Source organism: Rhizobacter terrae (genome assembly GCF_003852895.1).
GTDB lineage: Bacteria > Pseudomonadota > Gammaproteobacteria > Burkholderiales > Burkholderiaceae_C > Albitalea > Albitalea terrae.
This window is the reverse complement of record NZ_QUSW01000011.1, coordinates 147,805-165,871: the sequence shown is the minus strand read 5'-3', so window position 1 is coordinate 165,871 and position 18,067 is coordinate 147,805. Positions and strand designations below refer to the sequence as shown.

Sequence of the window (18,067 nt, the reverse complement as noted above, 5' to 3'; positions counted from 1 at the left end):
GGCCGCGTCGCCATCGTTGGCCGGACATCGCCACTCGCCTCGCTTTCCGATGAGCACCCGACGCTGGGCCCTGGGCTTTGCCGCCCTCAGCCTGCTGGCCGCTTGCCAGACCAATGCGCCCCACGTGCAGGACGCGCCGCGTGCGGCGCCCGCACAGCGGGCTTCGTCCGATGACGTCGCGCTGCTCGACCGGCTGAGCTTCGGCGCGACGCCCACCAGCGCCGCAGAGATGACGCGCATGGGCCAGCAGGCCTGGGTCGAGCGCCAGCTTCACCCCTCCCACGGTGCGGCCTTGCCGCCGGCCATCCAGGCGCAAGTCGGCGCGATGACCATCAGCCAGACGCCGCTGCCCGATCTCGTGCGCAACCTGGATGCGCAGCGCAAGAGCGCGGATGCCATTGCCGACGACGACCAGAAGAAGACGGCGCAGCAGCAGTACCAGCAGGAGCTGAACCGGCTCACGCGCGAAGCCTCGTCGCGCATGCTGCTGCGGGCGCTGTATTCGCCGAACCAGTTGCAGGAGCAGATGACCTGGTTCTGGTTCAACCACTTCAACGTGCACCAGTACAAGAGCAACATCCGCGTGCTGGTGGGCGACTATGAAGAGAAGCTGCGCACGCATTCACTGGGCCGCTTCCGCGACCTGCTGCAGGCCTCGGTGTTCCACCCGGCGATGGTCCGCTACCTCGACAACGAGCAGAACGCCGCCGCACGCATCAACGAGAACTACGCCCGCGAGCTGCTGGAGCTGCACACGCTGGGCGTGGACGGCGGCTACACGCAGCGCGACGTGCAGGAGCTGGCGCGCGTGCTCACCGGGCTGGGCATCAACTTCAACGACGACACGCCGAAGATGAAGCCCGACAAGCAGGCCTTCTACGTGCGACGCGGGCTGGTGGAGTTCAACCCGAACCGCCACGACTTCGGCGACAAGCAGGTGCTGGGCGCGACCATCCACGGCCGCGGCATCGCCGAGATCGAGCAGGTGCTGGACACGCTGGCAAGGCACCCGTCCACCGCGCGCTTCGTGAGCCGCAAGCTGGCGCAGTACTTCGTGTCCGACACGCCGCCGGCCGCCCTCGTGGACCGCATGTCGCGCCGCTTCCTGGAGACCGACGGCCGCATCGCCGAGGTGATGCGCACGATGATTGACTCGCCCGAATTCCGCCAGTCGCTCGGCGGCAAGTTCAAGGATCCGGTGCACTACGTGGTGTCGGCGGTGAGGCTCGCGTATGACGACAAGCCCATCCTCAACACCGGCCCCATGCTCAACTGGCTCAACCGCCTGGGCGAGGCGCCCTACAACCGGCAGACACCCGACGGCTACCCGCTCGATGAAATGGCCTGGGCCGGCCCCGGCCAGATGAACACCCGCTTCGAGGTTGCGCGCGCCATCGGCGGCGGCAGCGCGGGGCTCTTCAAGACCGAAGGCGCCATGCCCACCGAAAGGCCGGCCTTTCCGCAACTGGCCAACCCGCTGTACTACGACGGCATCGCGCCGCGCCTGGCTGTCACGACGCGCCAGGCGCTGGACCAGGCGAACTCGCCGCAGGAGTGGAACGCGCTCCTGCTGTCGTCGCCCGAATTCATGCACCGATGACCATGAAAGGCTGCCCCATGAACCGACGTGACCTGCTGCGCGCAGCACTCGCCGCCGCGCCCATGTCGCTCAACGCCACGCGGCTGTGGGCCGCGCCCGCGAGCGATGCCCCGCGCTTCCTGCTGGTGTTCCTGCGCGGCGGCTACGACGCGGCCAACCTGCTGGTGCCGCACGGCAGCTCGTTCTACTACGAGTCGCGTCCCAACATCGCGATCGCCAAACCCGGCACGGCGAGCAACGCCGCACTGCCCATCGACGCGCAATGGGGCCTGGCGCCTGCGCTGAACGACACGGTCTTCCCGCTCTTCCAGCGCGGCCAGGTGGCCTTCGTGCCCTTCGCCGGCACCGACGACACCTCGCGCAGCCACTTCGAGACGCAGGACCGCATCGAGCTGGGCCAGGGCGCGCAAGGCGCGCGCGACTTCGGCAGCGGCTTCATGAACCGGCTGGCAGCGGCCACGGGCGGCAACAAGCACCTGTCGTCGCTGGCGTTCACCGACCAGGTGCCGTTGGTCTTCCGCGGCAGCGAGGCGGTGGCGAACCAGTCGCTGCGCGACGTGGGCAAGGCAGGCGTGAACGACCGGCAGGCCAAGCTCATCGCCGGCATGTACGCCAACACCAAGCTGGCCGGCGCGGTGGCCGACGGCTTCGAGGTGCGCAGCGAAGTGACGCGCGAGATGAACGAGATGGTCGGCGAGATGGAAGCGGCCAACCGCAATGCCATCAACACCAAGGGTTTCGCCGCCGAGGCACGCCGCATCGCGCGGCTGATGCGCGACCGCGTGCAGCTGGGCTTCGTGGACGTGGGCGGCTGGGACACGCACGTGGGCGAAGGTGGCGCGACCGGCGCGCTGGCCAACCGGCTCACCGAGCTGAGCCAGGGCCTGGCAGCCTTCGCGGAAGAAATGGGCCCCGCCTGGGACAAGACGGTGGTGATGGTGGTCAGCGAGTTCGGCCGCACCTTCCGCGAGAACGGCAACCGCGGCACCGACCACGGGCACGGCAGCGTGTATTGGGTGCTGGGCGGCCAGGTGCGCGGCGGACGCGTGCTGGGCGAGCAGCAGGCCGTCACGGCCGGCACGCTGTTCCAGAACCGTGACTATCCGGTGCTCAATGAGTACCGGTCGGTGCTGGGCGGCCTGTTCGGCCGCATGTACGGGCTGGATGCCGCGGCGGTGGGCAAGGTCTTTCCGGGGGCTTCAGGCAGGGACATCGGCCTCGTCTGAGCCGCAAGAAAAACGCCCGGCGATGCCGGGCGTTTTTTCATTCAACAGACCTTCAGGCCTTGGGCGCCGAAGCAGCTGCGTCCTTCTTGGCCTTCTTGCTCTTCTTGCCAACGGCGGCCGAAGCGGCGGTGTCGCTGGACTCGGCCTTCTCAGCCTTGGCCTTCTTGCCCTTCTCGGCCTTGGCCGGCTTGGCATCGGCAGCAGCGGGCTTGTCTTCCTTTGCAGCCGAGGCAGCGGCTTCAGCCTTCTCGGCCTTCTTGGACTTGCTGCCCTTGGCCTTGGCATCGGGGGCCTCGGGCTTGGATTCTCCGGGCTTGACGTCCTTCGCCGGGCTGGTGCCGGCGGAGCTGCCGCCGCCCACCGTCAGGCCGTTGGCCGCCAGCTTCTTGACGCTGGTCTCGCCGATGCCGGAGACGCGCTTTTGCAGGTCGTCCATGCTCTTGAACGGGCCGTTCTTCTGGCGCTCGTCGATGATCTTCTGGGCGATGGCGGGGCCAATGCCCTTGACCTGGTCGAGGTCTTCCTTGGAGGCGGTGTTGGCGTCGGTCGCCGCCCAGGCCAGGTTCAGGCTGAGCAGGAAGCCCATCAGGGCGAAGAGGAACTTGCGGATCATGGGGGTCTCCCGTCAGGTGGGACAGCGTGTCGAGGAAAGCCTCCTCGCGGGCTGAGCCCAGAACGGGGCCTGGCGGCGCGGGGTTGACGTGGCCGTGCTACTGGATGGCCCGCACCATTGTCGTGCTGTGCAACCTCAGCCATGACAGCTTGGCCTCGTACAGGTCGTGGTCATGGCGCGTGGTGCTGTTTTCCATCGCCAGCCTGAGGTGCCGGCGCGCCTCGTCGATCTGCCCCAGCTTGTAGTTCGCCAGGCCCAGCCAGAACTGGAACTCGTGGTAGTACTCCGCACGGGACACTTCCCTGGCGAAGAAGTCGCGGGCGCTGCGGTAGTCGCCCTTCTCCATGGCCGTGAGGCCCAGGTTGAAGTAGTGGAACGGCGGGTTCGGGTCGATCGCCGCCATGCGCTGCAGCAGCGCGGCGGACTCGGCCCCCTTGCCCTGTTGCTGGAGCACGAGTGCCAGGTTGGACATCGCCCGCGTGTTCTCCGGTTCGCGCTGCAGCACGCCGTTGAAGACGGCCGCCGCCTCGGCGAGGTTGCCGTGGCGCATGTACACCACGCCCAGCGTGTTGTGTGCGCTCATGAAGTCGGATTGGTGGCGCATCGACTCCCGCGCCCAGGCGTAGGCGGTGTCCAGGTCGCCGCGCACCAGCGATTCGGCCGCGCGGTTGTTCGCGTACATCGCCACCACCGTCTCTTCGCTGATGACCCGGGTGCGCAGGCCGCGGATGTCGTCGGCGCCCAGGAAGTCCACGGTCAGCGAGGAGGCTTCACGACCCGCACCGATGTCGGCGACGCGGTGCCCCAGCGTCACGTTGACGTGCCCGCTGCGGAACAGCAGCCCGCCCTGCCGGCTCCAGGTCTCTTCCAGGAAGGCGCTCTGGAACTCGACCGGCAGGCCCAGTTCCTTGGCGAAGGCCGCCGTCATGATCACCAGCGACAGGCAGTTGCCCGCACGCGCATCGAAGGCCTGCGCGGCGTTGCGTGTGATGCCGGAGTCGTATTCCAGCTTGAGCTGGCCGCGCTTGTACAGTGCATCGAGCAGCCCGCGCTGGCGGCCTTCCGTGCGCAACTGGTGGGCGATGCCGTTGCGCAGGTAGTCGCGCATCGAATCGCTCAAGGCGAAGATCTGGCTGGCATCGACGCTTTCGGCCGGCTCGGCGAACAGCTGGTCGTGGAAGAACACTTCGGGCGCCGGAAGCGCCGCCTTCTGCTGCAGCGATCCACACGCGCACAGCAGCAAGCTCAACAGCAGGGCAGACAAGGACCGCATCGCGTACCCCTTCGACTTGGTCATGGACCCGGTTTCCAGGCTCCATCAAACCACGCCGGCCATCCCCATGGCGTCCGTGGTTTCACTCAGTGAGATTCCTTGATCATGCGCCCTGCGGCCGACTGGATGGGCCGGGCGTTCATCGGGTACATGCGGGCGAAGATGCCGATCTGCTCCGGTGCGATGTTCACCGGTTTCTTCATCACCATCCACAGCACGCCTTCGCTGCACGGCGGCGTGGTGAGCGAGCCCATGTAGGTGTAGTACTGGCGGTCGGCCGGCAGCAGGGTGTTCAGGTCCATGGGCGCGCTGGCGGCCTGTTCCTCGCCTTGCTCCAGCGGCAGGTTGTTCCACACGCTTTGCACCAGCGGATGGGCGCTGCCGCGCTCCAGCAGCACGGCCACCACGGCCAGCTTGCCGTCGGCATCCTTGTGCACGAGGTGCGCCACCATGTCGAACTGCTTGCCGTCGATGCGCTCCTCCGACGGGCGGTGGAAGTGGAACTGCAGCAGCTCGAAACGGCGGCCGTTGACCTCGATCGCATTGCCCGGCGCGAGGTTCACCTGCACCGTGTGGCCGTTGTCGATCACGCGGAAGGCGGTGGGCTTGTAATCGAAGCGGATCGGCTCGAGATTGACCTGGATGCCGTCCTTGATGTCGATCGGGCTCTGCCGCTGGCCGGTGGAACACTTGGCGAATTCCGGCTTGAGCTGGCCCCAGGACTCGGGTCCGCCCGGGCCGTCGTAGGACCAGTGCAGATGCTGCATCGCAGCGTGTTCCTGCGCCTTGCCGGCCTTGGGCGCGACGTGCGGGTCGGCAGCTTCGGCCTTGGCCAGCAAGGTTTTCCTGCCGGCGGGTGCCACCGGGTGGTCAGCCGCATCGGCATGCTCGGCCGGCCCGCCGGCCTGCCGTTCGCCATGCGCCTGGGCGCGGGCGGCCGCAACGATGTGCGGATCGACCTGCCGGGCGGTCAGGCGCATCTCGCCGGGGCCGGTGCCTTCCAGCTTGCCACCGGTGGCCAGGGTTTCGGTCAGGCGGCGGCGCAGCTTGTCCATGGCTTGTTCCGGGCCGCTGGCCACTGGGGCCTGCGCCACTGCGCTTTCGGGCGACGAGGCGGCCGCCGATGCGGGCTGGGCATGCGCCACGGCGGAGTGCCCTTCCTCGGCCGCCGAGGCGGCCATGGCACCGGACGCCGCAGACGACGCGGCGGAGGCAGCCGCAGCCGCCTTCTTCGCCTTCTTGGGTTTCTTCTGGCCGGCTGCCAGCTTCTGCTCAGGCGCCGGCGCACTGGGCCAAAAGGCCAGCGCTGCGGCGCCCGCGCCGCTGACCGTCAGCACGCTGGCGCCGATGATGATCAGCAGCTTCTTGGACACGGGAATCTTCGGCAGCTTCGCCATGAACGCAGGCAGCTTCAGGGCGAATTTCTTCTTGGGCGCAGCATCGCCCTCGGCGCCGCCTTCGACCACCTGGTCGAGCACGGGCGCATCAGCAGCGGGGGGCGGGGTCTTGGCCATGCGCGCTATATCGGCCGGCGCGGCCAAAGCTTGATGGTGGCAAGACCTTCAGGTCACGCGGGGCTTCACCCACAGCCAGGAAAACACGCCAATGCTCATCATGAGCGTGGAGGCCAGCGCCAGCCCGACCGTGGAATGCATCACGAGCGGCGAGATCACGCCGGCCACGAAGCCGTTGGCGAGGCTGCCGATGCAAGCCTGGAACGACGAGGCCATGCCGCGGCGCTCGGGCACCAGGTCCAGCACCATGAGCGTGACCACCGGCACCATCAGCGCCCAGCCGAAGGCGAAGATGGCAATGGGAAACAGCGCCCACCAGGCCTGCGCGGGGAACAGCATGTTCAGCGCGAGGTTCGCCAGCGACACCACGATCATGATCACGAAGCCGTGGCGGATCTGGTGCTTGGGCTTGATGCGCCCCGCCAGCCGGCCCGACACGTAGGCGCCGCCCATGATCCCCGAGATGGTCAGCGTGAAGAACCAGAAGAACTGGCCAGGGCTCAGGTGCAGGTGCTCGCCCAGGAACACCGGCGCCGACAGCACGTAGAGGAACATGCCGTTGAAGGGAATGCCGCTGGCCAGCGCGAGCATGAGAAAGCGTGGGCTGGAGCCCAGCTCCCAATAGCCGCGCATCAGGTTGCGCACATTGAACGGCTGCTTGTGCGTGGTGTGCAGCGTCTCGGGCAGCAGCCGGAAATTGCTGATCCACAGCACCACGCCCACGAAGGTGAGGAACCAGAAGATGGAATGCCAGCCCACGTTCACGAAGAGGAAGCCGCCCACCATCGGCGCCACTGCGGGCGCCACGCCGAAGTAGATGGTGACCTGTGACATGACGCGCTGCGCATCGGCCGGCGGGAACATGTCGCGGATGACCGCGCGCGACACCACGATGCCCGCGCCCGCCGACATGCCCTGCACCGCGCGGAAGAACACCAGCAGCCCGATGTGCTGCGACAGCGCGCAGCCGGCCGAGGCCAGCGTGAAGATCGCGATGCCCCACAGCACCACCGGCCGCCGCCCGAAGCTGTCGGACAGCGCGCCGTGGAACAGGTTCATCACCGCGAAGCCGAACAGGTAGGCCGACAGCGTCTGCTGCATCTGCACCGGCGTCGCGCCGATGGACTGCGCGATGCCCGTGAAGGCCGGCAGGTAGGTGTCGATGGAGAACGGCCCCAGCATGCCCAGGCATGCCAGCAGGAAGGCCAGCGCCCAGCGGGGCGCGCGCCAGAGGTGTTGTGCGTCGGGGTTCAAGCGGCCCAGTCTACGGGAAAGCCGGGTGGTGCCGACGCGCTGATCGCACGGCGACGCGAGGGGTGCAGCCGCCTCGCACGGCCATCACTTGAACCCGGACTGCACCTTGTTCAACCACTCGTCCGTGATGTCGCTTTCCTTGGCCGGGATGTCGGCATTGGGCACCGTCTTGCCGGCCAGCGGATGCCGCCAGCCCGCGAGCGGCTTGCTGCCGGCGGTGCTCGGGAACAGGATGCCGTACTGCTTCATCAACTTGGCGCAGCACCAGCAGGCCGGCTGCGAGGCCTGGATCTTGCGGCCTCGCAACTGGCTGATGGCTGTCGCGAGGGGCACGCCCTGGTAGTCGCCGCTTGGGTTGACCAGCAAGGCCAGCCAGGCACGGATGATGAGGACCTCGGCATGGACACCGGTGGCCTCGCTCTTCTTCCATTTGCCGTAGCCCGCGAAATCACCGAACGCGATCTCGCGGGCGTCGAAGGGCTCGGCCTTGAAGTGCGTGGCCAGCGTGAGCACCGCCATCAGGCCCTTGTCCAGCGGCGCGCCCTGGGTGGCGCCGAGGTAGGGATCGGCGCCGATGGCAGACGTCTTCTGCGTGTCGTGTTCGACGGGCAGTGAAGACATGGCGCACCTCCTTCAGCATCACGGCGATGCGGATGATTCTGGGCGGCCGGCGGCAGCAAGCGGCGTGCCTTTCGTCACTTGCGACCCCGGTGTGCGCAAGGCGCCCCTTGACCCCATTTGCGGCGCTCTCTTCGCAGGGTGCGGATTGACGCTGCCGGAGGCCGCCCGCTAGGATTCAGCCCCAGGTGCCAGGGGCGCCTCCGAGTCCGCGGGAAGGGCCAAGCCCACCAATCTCTTGCACATGGTGCACCCGACTTCCTCGCCTGATCGCAGCGGACTGCAGGCACACACGGAAGAAAGGTGTTTCCATGAACGCTTCTCTCGGGCAGTTGCCCGCCCATGCCTCTCTCGAAAACCTGCGCAAGCGCGCCAAGAGCCTGGTGAAACAGCACCGGGATGGCGATGCCGAAGCCGCCTCGCGCGTGCAGGCCTTGCTGCCCCAGGCCACCCTGCCCTTGCACTTGCACGATGCGCAGTTCGTCATCGCGCGCGAGAACGGCTTTGCCAGCTGGCCCAGGCTCGTCAACTCGATGATCGGCGAGAAGCCGGCGAACCGCGTGCACCGGCAGGGCGGCCGCGTGTGGCTCGACGGCGTGCCACGGCTGCGCTGGGGCGCGAGCCCCGAGCCCACCTACCTCGGCGCGCTGGAGGCGGCCTTCCGCGGCAGCGAGCGACCGCTGGACCTCACCACGCTGATGGGCGATTCCGCCCTGTGCTTTCGCGTGCGCTGGGCCACGCGCGACCAGGGCCAGGCCTGGTGCGGATCAGGCCCCTGCGGCGAATGGCCGGATGAAGTCGCGGCACTCAACAACGCCACGGGCTACGTGTTCGAGTGGGAATGCGCCGTGCCCGGCCAGCCGCATGCGCCGCACCGCGTGCAACGCATGAAGGACCACATCGACAACGGCTGGCCGGTGTTGGCGCTGGGCAGCCGCATGGACCTCTCGGTCATCCATGGCTATGAAGATGATGGCCAGCGCGTGCTGCTGTCGGACTACTGGGCGGATGCCGATCCGTACATCATTCCCACGTCGGATGTGAAGGAGATCAGCGCGTTCATGCTGCGCATCGACCCGCCATTGCCGCGGGCCGATGCAGTGCGGGCAGGTGTGGCTTTGGCCGTGAAGCGCTGGCGGCAAGGCGTGGTCGAAGCGGACCCCATCACTGGCGCGACCTACCACTACGGATCGGAAGGCTACCGACGCTGGATCGCCGACTTGGCGCGCTTCGACACGCTCAGCGATGCACAGCGCGGCAACCTGTTCTTCCTCAACGGCTGGACTTACAGCTCGCTGGCGATGAACCATGGTGGGCACGCGGCGAAGTACCTGCGTGAAGGTGCGCATGCGCTGGGTGAAGGCACGCCGGCATCGCAGGCGCTGCTGGAGGCGGCTGCGGTCTACGACCAGGTGGCGGCGCGCATTGGCAGATGGGATCCGGCCGATCCTGCGTTCGGCTTCGTGAAGCAGAAGGGCATCGAGACCTGGACGCCCGAGGTGCGTGCCAAGGAGACGGCGTTGCTGCGTGATCTTCTGGAGATGGAAGAGGCGGCGATGCGGCATCTGGAGCACAGCCTGGCTTGACCTCCGGGGCTACTGGGCGGGCATGCCACACTGCGTGGCATGCCTTTGCTGCGCCGCATCGCATTGCTCGTCTGGGTTGCCCCGTGCTCGGTGGTCGGCATGGCACTCGTCGCCCTCGTGCTCGCGCTGGGTGGGCATTGGCGACTCGGCAGCGGCACGCTGCAAGCTGCACTGCGTGACGGAAGCTGGATCGCTCGGCGATCACCGTTTCACGCCATCACGCTCGGCCACGTGATCGTCGCGGTGGACGAGGCGGCGCTCGTCGGCTCGCTGGCTCACGAACTGGTGCACGTCAGGCAGTATGAGCGTTGGGGGGTGGTTTTCTTCGTGGCGTATCCCTTGGCCAGCGTGTGGCTGTGGATGCGTGGCAGGCGGCCGTACTGGGACAACCCGTTCGAGGTTCAGGCGCGTGAGCTGGCATCGACAAATCTGGAGATTCCGGTCTCCTTTGAGCCGTGAGCATGCTCTAGGATTGCCCCAGATCGGCGAGTTCTCCGCACCAGAACACAAGCCGCATTCCACACGAGCATTGAGTTTCCCAATTGACCACCGAGCCTCCTGCCCATCGCCTGATCCGTGTCGCGTTTGAGTCGCCCGACGCCATGGCTGCCCTTCTTCGCCAAGAACCGGAGCTTATCGAGGAGCGAACGGGACTCGGAGAAACGGCGCTTCACTACCTGAGCGTTGAGAATCAACTTCGCGCGGTGGTTCTTCTCGTCGAAGCCGGGGCACAGGTGAACACGCTCAATTCATGTGGCGGAACACCTCTGTCGGAAGCGGCATCTCTGGGCTACGTCGACCTTGTCGAGTACCTTCTCTCACGAGGGGCACGCCTGCACATTGCCGGCCAGGGGGAGCCAACGCTTCACGAAGCAGTCCGCAGCGGCAACGCCGAAGTGGTGCAGCTTGTCCTGGCCTCAGGTGCATCCATTGATGAACAGAACAACCTTGGCGAAACAGCTCTTCATTTGGCGGCGGGAGATGATGACCGGCTTGCGGCCCTCGAGTTGCTCCTGAAGGCTGGAGCGAACCCCGCAGTCAAGCGCATCTTTGACGAAACTCCTCTCGACGTAGCGCTCAAAACTGGCAGCACCGCCTGCGCGGCGGCCTTGATTGCATGAGAGTGAATGACCTGAAAGATCTTCTCGGCAAAGAATGCGTGCTGGTGGAGTCTGGCCGCGGAATGGTCGTACGCTGCCTGAGGTTCTACGACGACGATGCGCTCCTGTGGGCCGAATTCGAGGTGGCTCATCCAACTGTCTTCGTGATGAATCGAGTCCGGCTGAACGGAGAACCAGCCATCAAGAGTTGGGACGACAACCCCAAGCGCATCGGCGACGCTGTCAAGATCGGTCAGCCGAGGAACCAGATATTTCGGTCGCCGAAACCCTATCTCCACTTCAGCTCGCCGTACGGAGGGACTCGACTGTTCTTCCTGAACGAGTACGTCGACAAGGTTCGACGCAAGGATGCTGATGGATGGGATTGGGAGGATCTGATGAAGGTGGCGTCAAGATGAGCACCGTCGTGAAGCTGCTCGGCATGCCCGTCCTCGCTCTTGTTGGATTCGTGTTTCTGGTCCCTGGGACAGGCGAAGTCATCACACTGGTCGCCCTGAGGGACGTGCCACTTCTCGATCCGGCCACGGTTGCAGGCAACATCGGAGATCGGCCGCGTGTCGTTGGGGTGTTGGCGAGCGGTAGTTCTCTTCCTGTGTCCGGCTGTGCCCCCCGCAAGTCGGGCATTGATGTACGACTCAAATTCAACGAAACCGCAGTAGTCGCGAGGTGGGACCCAGGCGCATATGTCCTTCAACGGCGACCAGCGCCCCTCTCGGAACAGAATGCGATTGCGAGTTGCTTGGGGCTGCTGTGAGGCTCGCCAGCTGACGTCCGAGCGGACATTGCCCAGCAAGTTTGGCTTGCTTCCTGCCGCCACTCGCATCAAACCTTAGACGCCAGAAGGAAACACCGTGCCGGGTCAAACAGTCATTCCTCAGTTGCGGATCACCGATGCACGCCGCAGCCTGGAGTTCTATGTCAGAGGCTTGGGCTTCACCGTCGACTGGGAGCATCAATTCGAGCCTGGCTTCCCCTTGTTCATGCAGTTGACTCGATCCGATCAAACCATCTTCCTGACCGAGCACACTGGAGATTGCGAGGTTGGTGGTGCGGTCTATTTCGTCGTGCCTGACGTTGATGACTGCTTTGCCGAGTTCAGCTCTCGTGGCGTCTTGCCTGTTGAGCGCCCGGCAAATACGCCGTGGGATACGCGTGAAATGGTCTTGAGAGATCCTGATGGCAACCGACTACGTTTTGCCAGTGAATTCTCCTCTGGCGAAGCAAGCTGATGGCTGCATCACGCCTGCAGTGCTTAGTGTTAAAGCCAGCACCCAACCTCTCCGTCAAGTCGCCACTACCCCTGCCTTGAACCTTTAGCACCACACCATGCAAGTCTTTGGCTCGAAGCACCGTTTCGCAATTCATGTCGAACTCACTGCTGCTCCTCTTGGAACGGTAGAGGTTTGGGCTGGCAGCAAGAGTCTCACGTCCTACGACACGTCGGTCTATGTTCCTTCGTTCGTCCATACCCTGGAATCTACCGAGCGTTATCTCAAGAAGCAGTTGAACTTCCTCCGTCACGAGTCCTTGTTCCTGGGCCTCAGTCCCACGGAAGCCTTCCGAAGAATTTCCACACCCGATTCGCCCCAGATGGAACAAGCTGGGGCCGAGCTAAGGCTCATAGATTGGGGGCCCACTACGGACAACTTTCTCTGCTTCTTGCTTCCTCTGCAAGGCAGGTTGCAGCTAGTTTGCTGCGAGCATGAGTCTGGTTCCATTCATGCCGTCGAAGTGCTCCCGTATGAAATCATTCGAGCTATTGAGGGTGCACGTCATGCGCTTTCTTCGCCTCCCGCCGATGTCTGACATCTAACCATCTAGACAACGTTCAATATGAAACTTCGTTTTCTGTTGGACGCCCTTCGACAACTAAGGTTTCATGCTTTCACTTCGCATCGATCAGTTCGAATTTGATGATCCAGGAAGCGAAGAGTCGATCGAAATCGATCTGGCTCGCCAGTCAAAGTTTCCTAATCCAGATGTGGTCACGTTCATCACTTCGACCGTTGGAGTTCAAGTGGCCACCACGCTTCCTGAGCCTAAACCCTTCTATTTCGTTTCAGACCGGAGTCGGGTAAGCAAGTACATCAAGCGTTTTGCGAACATCGAGATTCCGCTGCACGCCGATTGGCTCACGCATCAATTGACAGCAGACTCCTGGGACCAAACACACCTGGTCATCAGTGCGCCAGGCATCTTCATACGCTATCAATGGTCAACGAGCGCATGAGAAATTTGGCAGCAGCAGCAAGCCCCACGCAAAACGGAGGCATCTTTCGTGAGTCAAATTGAATTCAAACGAGAAGCAGCCTGGCAAGACAAGCTCCGGTCATACCAAATGCTGGTTGATGGAAGGCCAGTCGGTTCGATACGAGAAAGCTCCAAGGTCACCGTTCCTGTTGCAACCGGAAGGCATTCCATCCAGCTGAAGATCGACTGGTGCACGTCGCCAGTCATTGAAGTGAACGTCGCGCCCGGAGCGACTGAAACGGTCACGTGCGGACCCAACTCCCACCCGCTTCTCGCCTTCCTGTACATCACATTTCTTCGGAGGAAGTACATCTGGGTGAAGCACACCGCACTCGACCCCTGACCCTCCCCTCACAGATGCAATTGCCTTTCAGGCCGCGCCCACACCAGGATTCCGACACACCTCCAACACCACCCCACGCAACCACCGATGCGCCGGATCCCGATCGAATCGCGGGTGCCACATCTGCGAGATGGTGATGTGCTCCGTCGGCACCGGCAGCTCGAACGAGCGAAGCGCGATGCGCGCCCTGGCGTGCTCGAAATAAGACTCGGGGATCAGTGCCACCATGTCGGTCACCGCCGCGGTCGACAACGCAGTGCCGAAGCTGGGCACAACGACCGCGATCTTGCGCTTCAATCCAACGGCGGCGAGCATGTCGTCCACCGGTCCAGTGATCAGCCCTCGGCGCGAGGTGACCACATGGTCGCAGGCCGCGTATCGCTCGGGCGTGATCTCGCCTTCCAGCAGCGGGTGCCCCTCTCGCACGACAGCGACGAAGCGATCCCGGTAGAGCGCCTGCACGCGCACCTCGGGGCCGGAGTCACCGAGAACGCCAACGTCCAGGTCGATCAATCCCTCGCGCAGCGGGCGCACATCCTTGTCGGGCTTGGGCGCGAAGCGCAGTCGGACGGCGGGCGCTTCACGCGCGGTGCGTGCCGCGAGCCGATGCGCGAAGGCCTCGATGAAACCATCATTGGCGCGCACGGTGAACATCCGTTCCAGTGTGCCCAGATTCAGGTCGGGCCCGGCCGGCTGGAGCACGGCACTGGCATCTTCGACCAGCGCCTTGACCCGATCGCGCAGCGCCAGCGCCCGCGGCGTGGGAACCATGGCCCGGCCCGCACGCACCAGCAATTCGTCGCCCGTCGCTTCGCGCAGCCGCGCCAGCGTGCGGCTCATGGCCGATTCGCTCAGGCCCAGTCGCTCGGCCGCCCGTGAAACGCTGCCCTCGGACAGCAGGGCATTCAGTGCAATGAGCAGGTTGAGGTCGGCATCGGCGGGCATGCGCCGAACCTATCACGCTTTGAAAAGGCAGGGCAGGCGCCGCATGCAGGAACAAGATGCATGCGGCGCTCTGTTTGCGACGAGGTCGTCGACCTATGCTGATTGGGCGCGATCAAGCATCTCCTTCAGCCCGTCACCCATGTTGTCACCTGCCCTCGGATCCTCCTCTCCCACGGCCTCTCGCCACACTGATGCCGCGTCAACCGAGCTGGACGGCCTGCCGCTGCCGCGGCGCTCCATCGCCGTCGCCGCGATCCTCGGTGCGATCGTGCTGGTGGTGCTCGACGGCGCGATCGCCAACGTTGCACTGCCGAGCATCGCCCAGCAGTTGCACACTGCGCCGGCCGACACGGTCTGGATCGTCACGGCCTATCAGCTCGCCATCGTGATGTTCCTGCTGCCCGCCTCCGCCGTCGGCGAGCGGCTGGGATATCGCCGTGTGTTCGCCGCAGGCATCGCGCTGTTCACCGCAGCGTCGGTGTTGTGCGCACTCGCACCATCGTTGCCATGGCTGGTGGCGGCCCGCTGCCTTCAGGGCCTGGGCAGCGCCGCGGTGATGCCGCTGGGCATTGCGCTGCTGCGCTTCACCTACCCACGCCGGCTGCTGGGACAGGCGATCGCATGGAACGCGCTGACCATCGCAGGCGCCTCTGCCGCCGGCCCAGCCGTCGGCGCCAGTGTGCTGTCCATCGCCAGCTGGCCGTGGCTCTTTGCGGTGAACCTGCCGCTCGGCGTGCTGGTGCTGGCCGCCTGTGCCGGCTTGCCGAGTCCGCCGGCCACCGCGCGTCCACTCGATGTCCGGAGCATCGCCCTCAACGCGCTCATGTTCGCCGCCTTCGTGCTGGGCAGCGATTGGCTCCCGTCATCTCCTTGGACCGGCGGCACCTTGCTCGCCGTGTCGGCCGCGTCCCTGGTTCTGCTGGTGCGCCGCGAGATGCCCAAGGCAGCACCGCTGGTCCCGCTGGATCTCCTGCGGGTGCGGTCGTTCCGCATGTCGATCATCGCGTCGGTGTGCTGCTTCACCGGGCAGATGAGCGGCTACGTGGCGCTGCCGTTCTACTTCCAGCATGAGCTGGGCATGAGCGCGATCGCCACTGGCCTCTTGATGACGCCATGGCCGCTGGCGGTGATGGTGGCCGCGCCCTTGTCGGCGCGCCTGGCCAAGCGCGTGCCGACCGCGTGGTTGTGCGCCATCGGAGGCGGGTGCCTCGCGATCGGCCTGGCGCTGTGCGCCGCCTGGCCGCTTCCCAGCGATCCTCGCCTGCCGATGGCCATCTTCACCGGCCTGGCCGGTCTCGGCTTCGGGCTCTTCCAGACGCCCAACAACCAGAACATGCTGCTGGCCGCGCCCAAGGAACGCAGCGGCGCAGCCGGCGGCGCACAGGGCACCGCGCGGCTGACCGGCCTGACGCTTGGCAGCCTGCTGATGGGATTGCTGTTCGCGCTGCTGCCGCCACTGCGCGCAGTGCACGCGGGCTTGGCACTCGCCGCATTGGCTGCATCGGCTGGCGCTGCGGTCAGCCTGCTCAGAAGCACGAAATGAAAAGACCCGCTCCCTGTCGCCAGTGAGCGGGCCTCGTCTTCAGCTCACATCAACGGCCGACCGACTGCCTCGTCGAGTTCAACCCATCCGACAGGATGACTTCGAAGCTGCCGCCTGCGGGCAGTTCGCTCGCCGACACCGCCGCATTGCCGCCGCGCAGATCCTGCGCGAGGTTGATGCGCTGGCCGTTCGCGCCCACCCACGTCAGCGTGGCGAACGGATGGCGGCGCGAATCCCAGCTCACCTGCAGCTGGCCGTTGGCTTCCTTCACCTGCGGCGCGGTCACCGCGGTGGCCGACTGCGCACGGGCCGTGCCCGTCTCCGCCTGCGACTTCGCCGTGCCCACCGCCTGGCCTTGATACAGCACCGTGATGCTCGCGATCGTGCCCGGGTTGGGAATCGTGAGCCCGAAGTGCTTGACCGTGGTGTTGTGGTCCAGCTCGCGCGGCGTGAACGGGTAGTCGATGGTGCCGGAGGCCGTCACCACACGCAGCGTGTACGGACCGGACCCGGCCGCACTGGTGTTCACCCTGCCCGTCAGCGCCTTGACCGGATTCAGCTCGGCGCCTGAGGCACGCAGCTCGCCGCTGACCAGCAGCACTTCACGCGTCTCGGTCGACTCCGGCGCGGACACCGACTGCGCCGACGCGGTGGCGCCCGCGGCCGTGGCCTTGTCGGCCGGCGTGAGGTAGACCTGCATCTTGCGGTAGTTGTAGTCCGAGAAGACCTGGCCGCCGCAGTAGCTCATGATGTCGTGGCGGTCGGTCGGGCGCGGGTCGTAGAACGTGGTCGAGTCCGCGAGGAAGGTCCAGATGTAGCGGCCCGGCTTGCCCAGGTTGGCGTCGGGGTACGGGTAGTTGGGGTCCGGACTTCCGGCGCCGCCGCAGGCTGCGTGCGGCAGTGAGAAGTTGTGGCCCATCTCGTGCGCCACCACGTCGCGAACCGTCGTCGGTGCGCTGGGCATGTCAAAGCCCACGCCCGAGTTGCCGCTCAGGTAGGCCAGGCCCGCCAGGCCCCAGGTGCGCTTGGGAATGAAGCCGAAGTAGTGGTCGTGCCTGGCCGCGCCTTCGATGGAGTGCAGGTCGGCCAGCTCGCCGAGCACCTTGCCGAATGCATCGTCCCAACCCGCATCGGTGGTCGGCAGGATGGTCACTTTCTGCGAGGTGTACGACGCATGCGACTGCGTGGTCGTCGTGGACACCGGGAACAGCGCCTGCAGGTGCGCGCTCTGGTCCGCAGGGATCACGCCGGCGACGCCCGCGATCTTCACCGAGATCGGGATGTAGCGCATCGGCACGCCGCCGCCCACGCGCGGCGTGAGCGTGGTGGCTGCTGCGCTGCCGATCTGCACTGTCAGGCGCAGGCCCGGCTTCACGAACTCGGCCGGGATGTACGCGGTGTAGGAATCGCTGAAGCTCGGCACGTCCGGCACGGTGGTCGGGATGGCCGCGGTGGGTGCCGTCAGCAGCAGGTCGCGCGAGGCGCCGCCGCCGGTGTTGTCCACCCGCAGCGTGCCCGTGGGCTTACCGCCTGCGGTGTTGGTGGTGGTGACATTGACCTTGACCAGCGCGGCCTTGCCGGCCACCAGCACCAGTTCCTTGTCGTCGCTGTTGAACAGCATCGACTGTGCGAGCTGGATGCCCGCGACCTTGTTGTCAGTGGGCGGTGGGGGCGGCGGAGGGGGAGGCGGCGGAGGCGGGGGCGGAGGTGCCGGCGGCGCGGTGATCTTCAGCGACGAGGCCTTGTCGTTGAACGACAGCGAGACCAGGTTGGGTGCATCGGCCGACAGCGAGATGGAGCCGCCACCGTAGTTGATGTGTTCGAAGAGCTGGACCTTGTAGCCCGTCTTCACCTTGACCGACGAGATGCGGTCGTTCCAGGACGACCCCACCCAGGCGCTGTTGGCCGTGGTGCAGAAGCTCGCGCCCTGGTAGTTGATGTGTTCGTAGAAGCACACGGGCGTGTCGGCCGCTGCAGTGACCAGCGCCTGTGCCGTGGCTTCACCATCGGACGACTGACCGCCGCCGCAGGCCGCGAGCATGGCCGAGACCACGAGCGACAAAGGAAATGCCTTGCCGGGAAGCCTGCGCTGTGCGCGCAGCTCCGGTTGCGTACCAGAATTCACGAGGGGTCTCCCACCGAGTCGTCAAATCGTTGTGATGTCCCTGCCGTCGCCAAACT

The 18,067-nt window shown here is 65.7% G+C and carries 16 protein-coding genes; 9 read left to right on the top strand and 7 right to left on the bottom strand.

Annotation, left to right across the window (positions count from 1 at the left end; translation table 11 throughout):
- Positions 1 to 49 precede the first annotated feature (49 nt).
- Positions 50 to 1,600, top strand: coding sequence for a DUF1800 domain-containing protein (locus tag DZC73_RS28520; protein ID WP_124543785.1), 1,551 nt, complete (start codon positions 50 to 52; stop codon positions 1,598 to 1,600).
- 17 nt (positions 1,601 to 1,617) lie between these two features.
- A complete protein-coding gene (locus DZC73_RS28515) occupies positions 1,618 to 2,826 on the top strand; it encodes a DUF1501 domain-containing protein (RefSeq protein WP_124543784.1) in 1,209 nt (402 codons plus the stop codon).
- Between the two features lie 52 nt (positions 2,827 to 2,878).
- On the opposite strand, the gene DZC73_RS28510 is transcribed toward DZC73_RS28515, so the two are convergent.
- From DZC73_RS28510 to DZC73_RS28490, 5 genes are all read right to left on the bottom strand, one after another.
- Positions 2,879 to 3,439 (bottom strand): ComEA family DNA-binding protein, encoded by a 561-nt coding sequence (locus tag DZC73_RS28510; RefSeq protein ID WP_124543783.1) that lies wholly within the window; start codon positions 3,437 to 3,439, stop codon positions 2,879 to 2,881.
- A gap of 97 nt (positions 3,440 to 3,536) precedes the next feature.
- Positions 3,537 to 4,736 (bottom strand): tetratricopeptide repeat protein, encoded by a 1,200-nt coding sequence (locus tag DZC73_RS28505; RefSeq protein ID WP_235835323.1) that lies wholly within the window; start codon positions 4,734 to 4,736, stop codon positions 3,537 to 3,539.
- 62 nt (positions 4,737 to 4,798) lie between these two features.
- On the bottom strand, positions 4,799 to 6,226 hold the full coding sequence (locus DZC73_RS28500; RefSeq protein WP_328589563.1) for a carbonic anhydrase family protein: 1,428 nt from the start codon (positions 6,224 to 6,226) through the stop codon (positions 4,799 to 4,801).
- A 48-nt stretch (positions 6,227 to 6,274) separates the two neighbouring features.
- Positions 6,275 to 7,480, bottom strand: a complete 1,206-nt coding sequence (locus tag DZC73_RS28495) for a multidrug effflux MFS transporter (RefSeq protein WP_124543782.1) — start codon at positions 7,478 to 7,480, stop codon at positions 6,275 to 6,277.
- A gap of 84 nt (positions 7,481 to 7,564) precedes the next feature.
- Positions 7,565 to 8,101: a hypothetical protein gene (locus DZC73_RS28490; protein WP_124543781.1), complete on the bottom strand. Its 537-nt coding sequence runs from the start codon at positions 8,099 to 8,101 to the stop codon at positions 7,565 to 7,567.
- A 308-nt stretch (positions 8,102 to 8,409) separates the two neighbouring features.
- Here DZC73_RS28490 and DZC73_RS28485 point away from each other — a divergent pair, with 308 nt between their 5' ends.
- The 6 genes from DZC73_RS28485 (at position 8,410) to DZC73_RS28460 (ending at position 13,035) form a co-directional block, all read left to right on the top strand.
- Positions 8,410 to 9,684, top strand: a complete 1,275-nt coding sequence (locus DZC73_RS28485) for a hypothetical protein (protein ID WP_124543780.1) — start codon at positions 8,410 to 8,412, stop codon at positions 9,682 to 9,684.
- Positions 9,685 to 9,723: 39 nt separating this feature from the next.
- On the top strand, positions 9,724 to 10,143 hold the full coding sequence (locus tag DZC73_RS28480; RefSeq protein ID WP_124543779.1) for a hypothetical protein: 420 nt from the start codon (positions 9,724 to 9,726) through the stop codon (positions 10,141 to 10,143).
- A gap of 83 nt (positions 10,144 to 10,226) precedes the next feature.
- Positions 10,227 to 10,805, top strand: coding sequence for an ankyrin repeat domain-containing protein (locus DZC73_RS28475; protein WP_124543778.1), 579 nt, complete (start codon positions 10,227 to 10,229; stop codon positions 10,803 to 10,805).
- Between the two features lie 2 nt (positions 10,806 to 10,807).
- Positions 10,808 to 11,203, top strand: coding sequence for a hypothetical protein (locus DZC73_RS28470; RefSeq protein ID WP_124543777.1), 396 nt, complete (start codon positions 10,808 to 10,810; stop codon positions 11,201 to 11,203).
- A gap of 453 nt (positions 11,204 to 11,656) precedes the next feature.
- Positions 11,657 to 12,034, top strand: a complete 378-nt coding sequence (locus DZC73_RS28465; RefSeq protein WP_124543776.1) for a bleomycin resistance protein — start codon at positions 11,657 to 11,659, stop codon at positions 12,032 to 12,034.
- A 650-nt stretch (positions 12,035 to 12,684) separates the two neighbouring features.
- The gene (locus tag DZC73_RS28460) at positions 12,685 to 13,035 is read left to right on the top strand and encodes a hypothetical protein (RefSeq protein WP_124543775.1); all 351 of its coding nucleotides are present in this window, start codon (positions 12,685 to 12,687) and stop codon (positions 13,033 to 13,035) included.
- A gap of 390 nt (positions 13,036 to 13,425) precedes the next feature.
- On the opposite strand, the gene DZC73_RS28455 is transcribed toward DZC73_RS28460, so the two are convergent.
- Entirely contained in the window at positions 13,426 to 14,343 is a 918-nt protein-coding gene (locus tag DZC73_RS28455) for a LysR family transcriptional regulator (protein WP_124543774.1), read from the bottom strand.
- Between the two features lie 139 nt (positions 14,344 to 14,482).
- Between DZC73_RS28455 and DZC73_RS28450 the strand changes: the two genes are divergently transcribed.
- Positions 14,483 to 15,886 (top strand): MFS transporter, encoded by a 1,404-nt coding sequence (locus DZC73_RS28450; protein ID WP_124543773.1) that lies wholly within the window; start codon positions 14,483 to 14,485, stop codon positions 15,884 to 15,886.
- Between the two features lie 49 nt (positions 15,887 to 15,935).
- Here the strand turns inward: DZC73_RS28450 and DZC73_RS28445 are convergent, their stop codons facing one another.
- Positions 15,936 to 18,011 (bottom strand): peptidase inhibitor family I36 protein, encoded by a 2,076-nt coding sequence (locus DZC73_RS28445; protein WP_161974792.1) that lies wholly within the window; start codon positions 18,009 to 18,011, stop codon positions 15,936 to 15,938.
- Positions 18,012 to 18,067: the final 56 nt, after the last annotated feature.

What these genes read in the sequence shown, in the direction of transcription:
- DZC73_RS28455 (WP_124543774.1), bottom strand. Translation starts at nt 14,343, where the DNA reads ATGCCCGCCGATGCCGACCTCAACCTGCTCATTGCACTGAATGCCCTG.
- DZC73_RS28480 (WP_124543779.1), top strand. Translation starts at nt 9,724, where the DNA reads ATGCCTTTGCTGCGCCGCATCGCATTGCTCGTCTGGGTTGCCCCGTGC.
- DZC73_RS28490 (WP_124543781.1), bottom strand. Translation starts at nt 8,101, where the DNA reads ATGTCTTCACTGCCCGTCGAACACGACACGCAGAAGACGTCTGCCATC.
- DZC73_RS28500 (WP_328589563.1), bottom strand. Translation starts at nt 6,226, where the DNA reads ATGGCCAAGACCCCGCCCCCCGCTGCTGATGCGCCCGTGCTCGACCAG.
- DZC73_RS28515 (WP_124543784.1), top strand. Translation starts at nt 1,618, where the DNA reads ATGAACCGACGTGACCTGCTGCGCGCAGCACTCGCCGCCGCGCCCATG.
- DZC73_RS28505 (WP_235835323.1), bottom strand. Translation starts at nt 4,736, where the DNA reads ATGACCAAGTCGAAGGGGTACGCGATGCGGTCCTTGTCTGCCCTGCTG.
- DZC73_RS28485 (WP_124543780.1), top strand. Translation starts at nt 8,410, where the DNA reads ATGAACGCTTCTCTCGGGCAGTTGCCCGCCCATGCCTCTCTCGAAAAC.
- DZC73_RS28510 (WP_124543783.1), bottom strand. Translation starts at nt 3,439, where the DNA reads ATGATCCGCAAGTTCCTCTTCGCCCTGATGGGCTTCCTGCTCAGCCTG.
- DZC73_RS28520 (WP_124543785.1), top strand. Translation starts at nt 50, where the DNA reads ATGAGCACCCGACGCTGGGCCCTGGGCTTTGCCGCCCTCAGCCTGCTG.
- DZC73_RS28450 (WP_124543773.1), top strand. Translation starts at nt 14,483, where the DNA reads ATGTTGTCACCTGCCCTCGGATCCTCCTCTCCCACGGCCTCTCGCCAC.
- DZC73_RS28460 (WP_124543775.1), top strand. Translation starts at nt 12,685, where the DNA reads ATGCTTTCACTTCGCATCGATCAGTTCGAATTTGATGATCCAGGAAGC.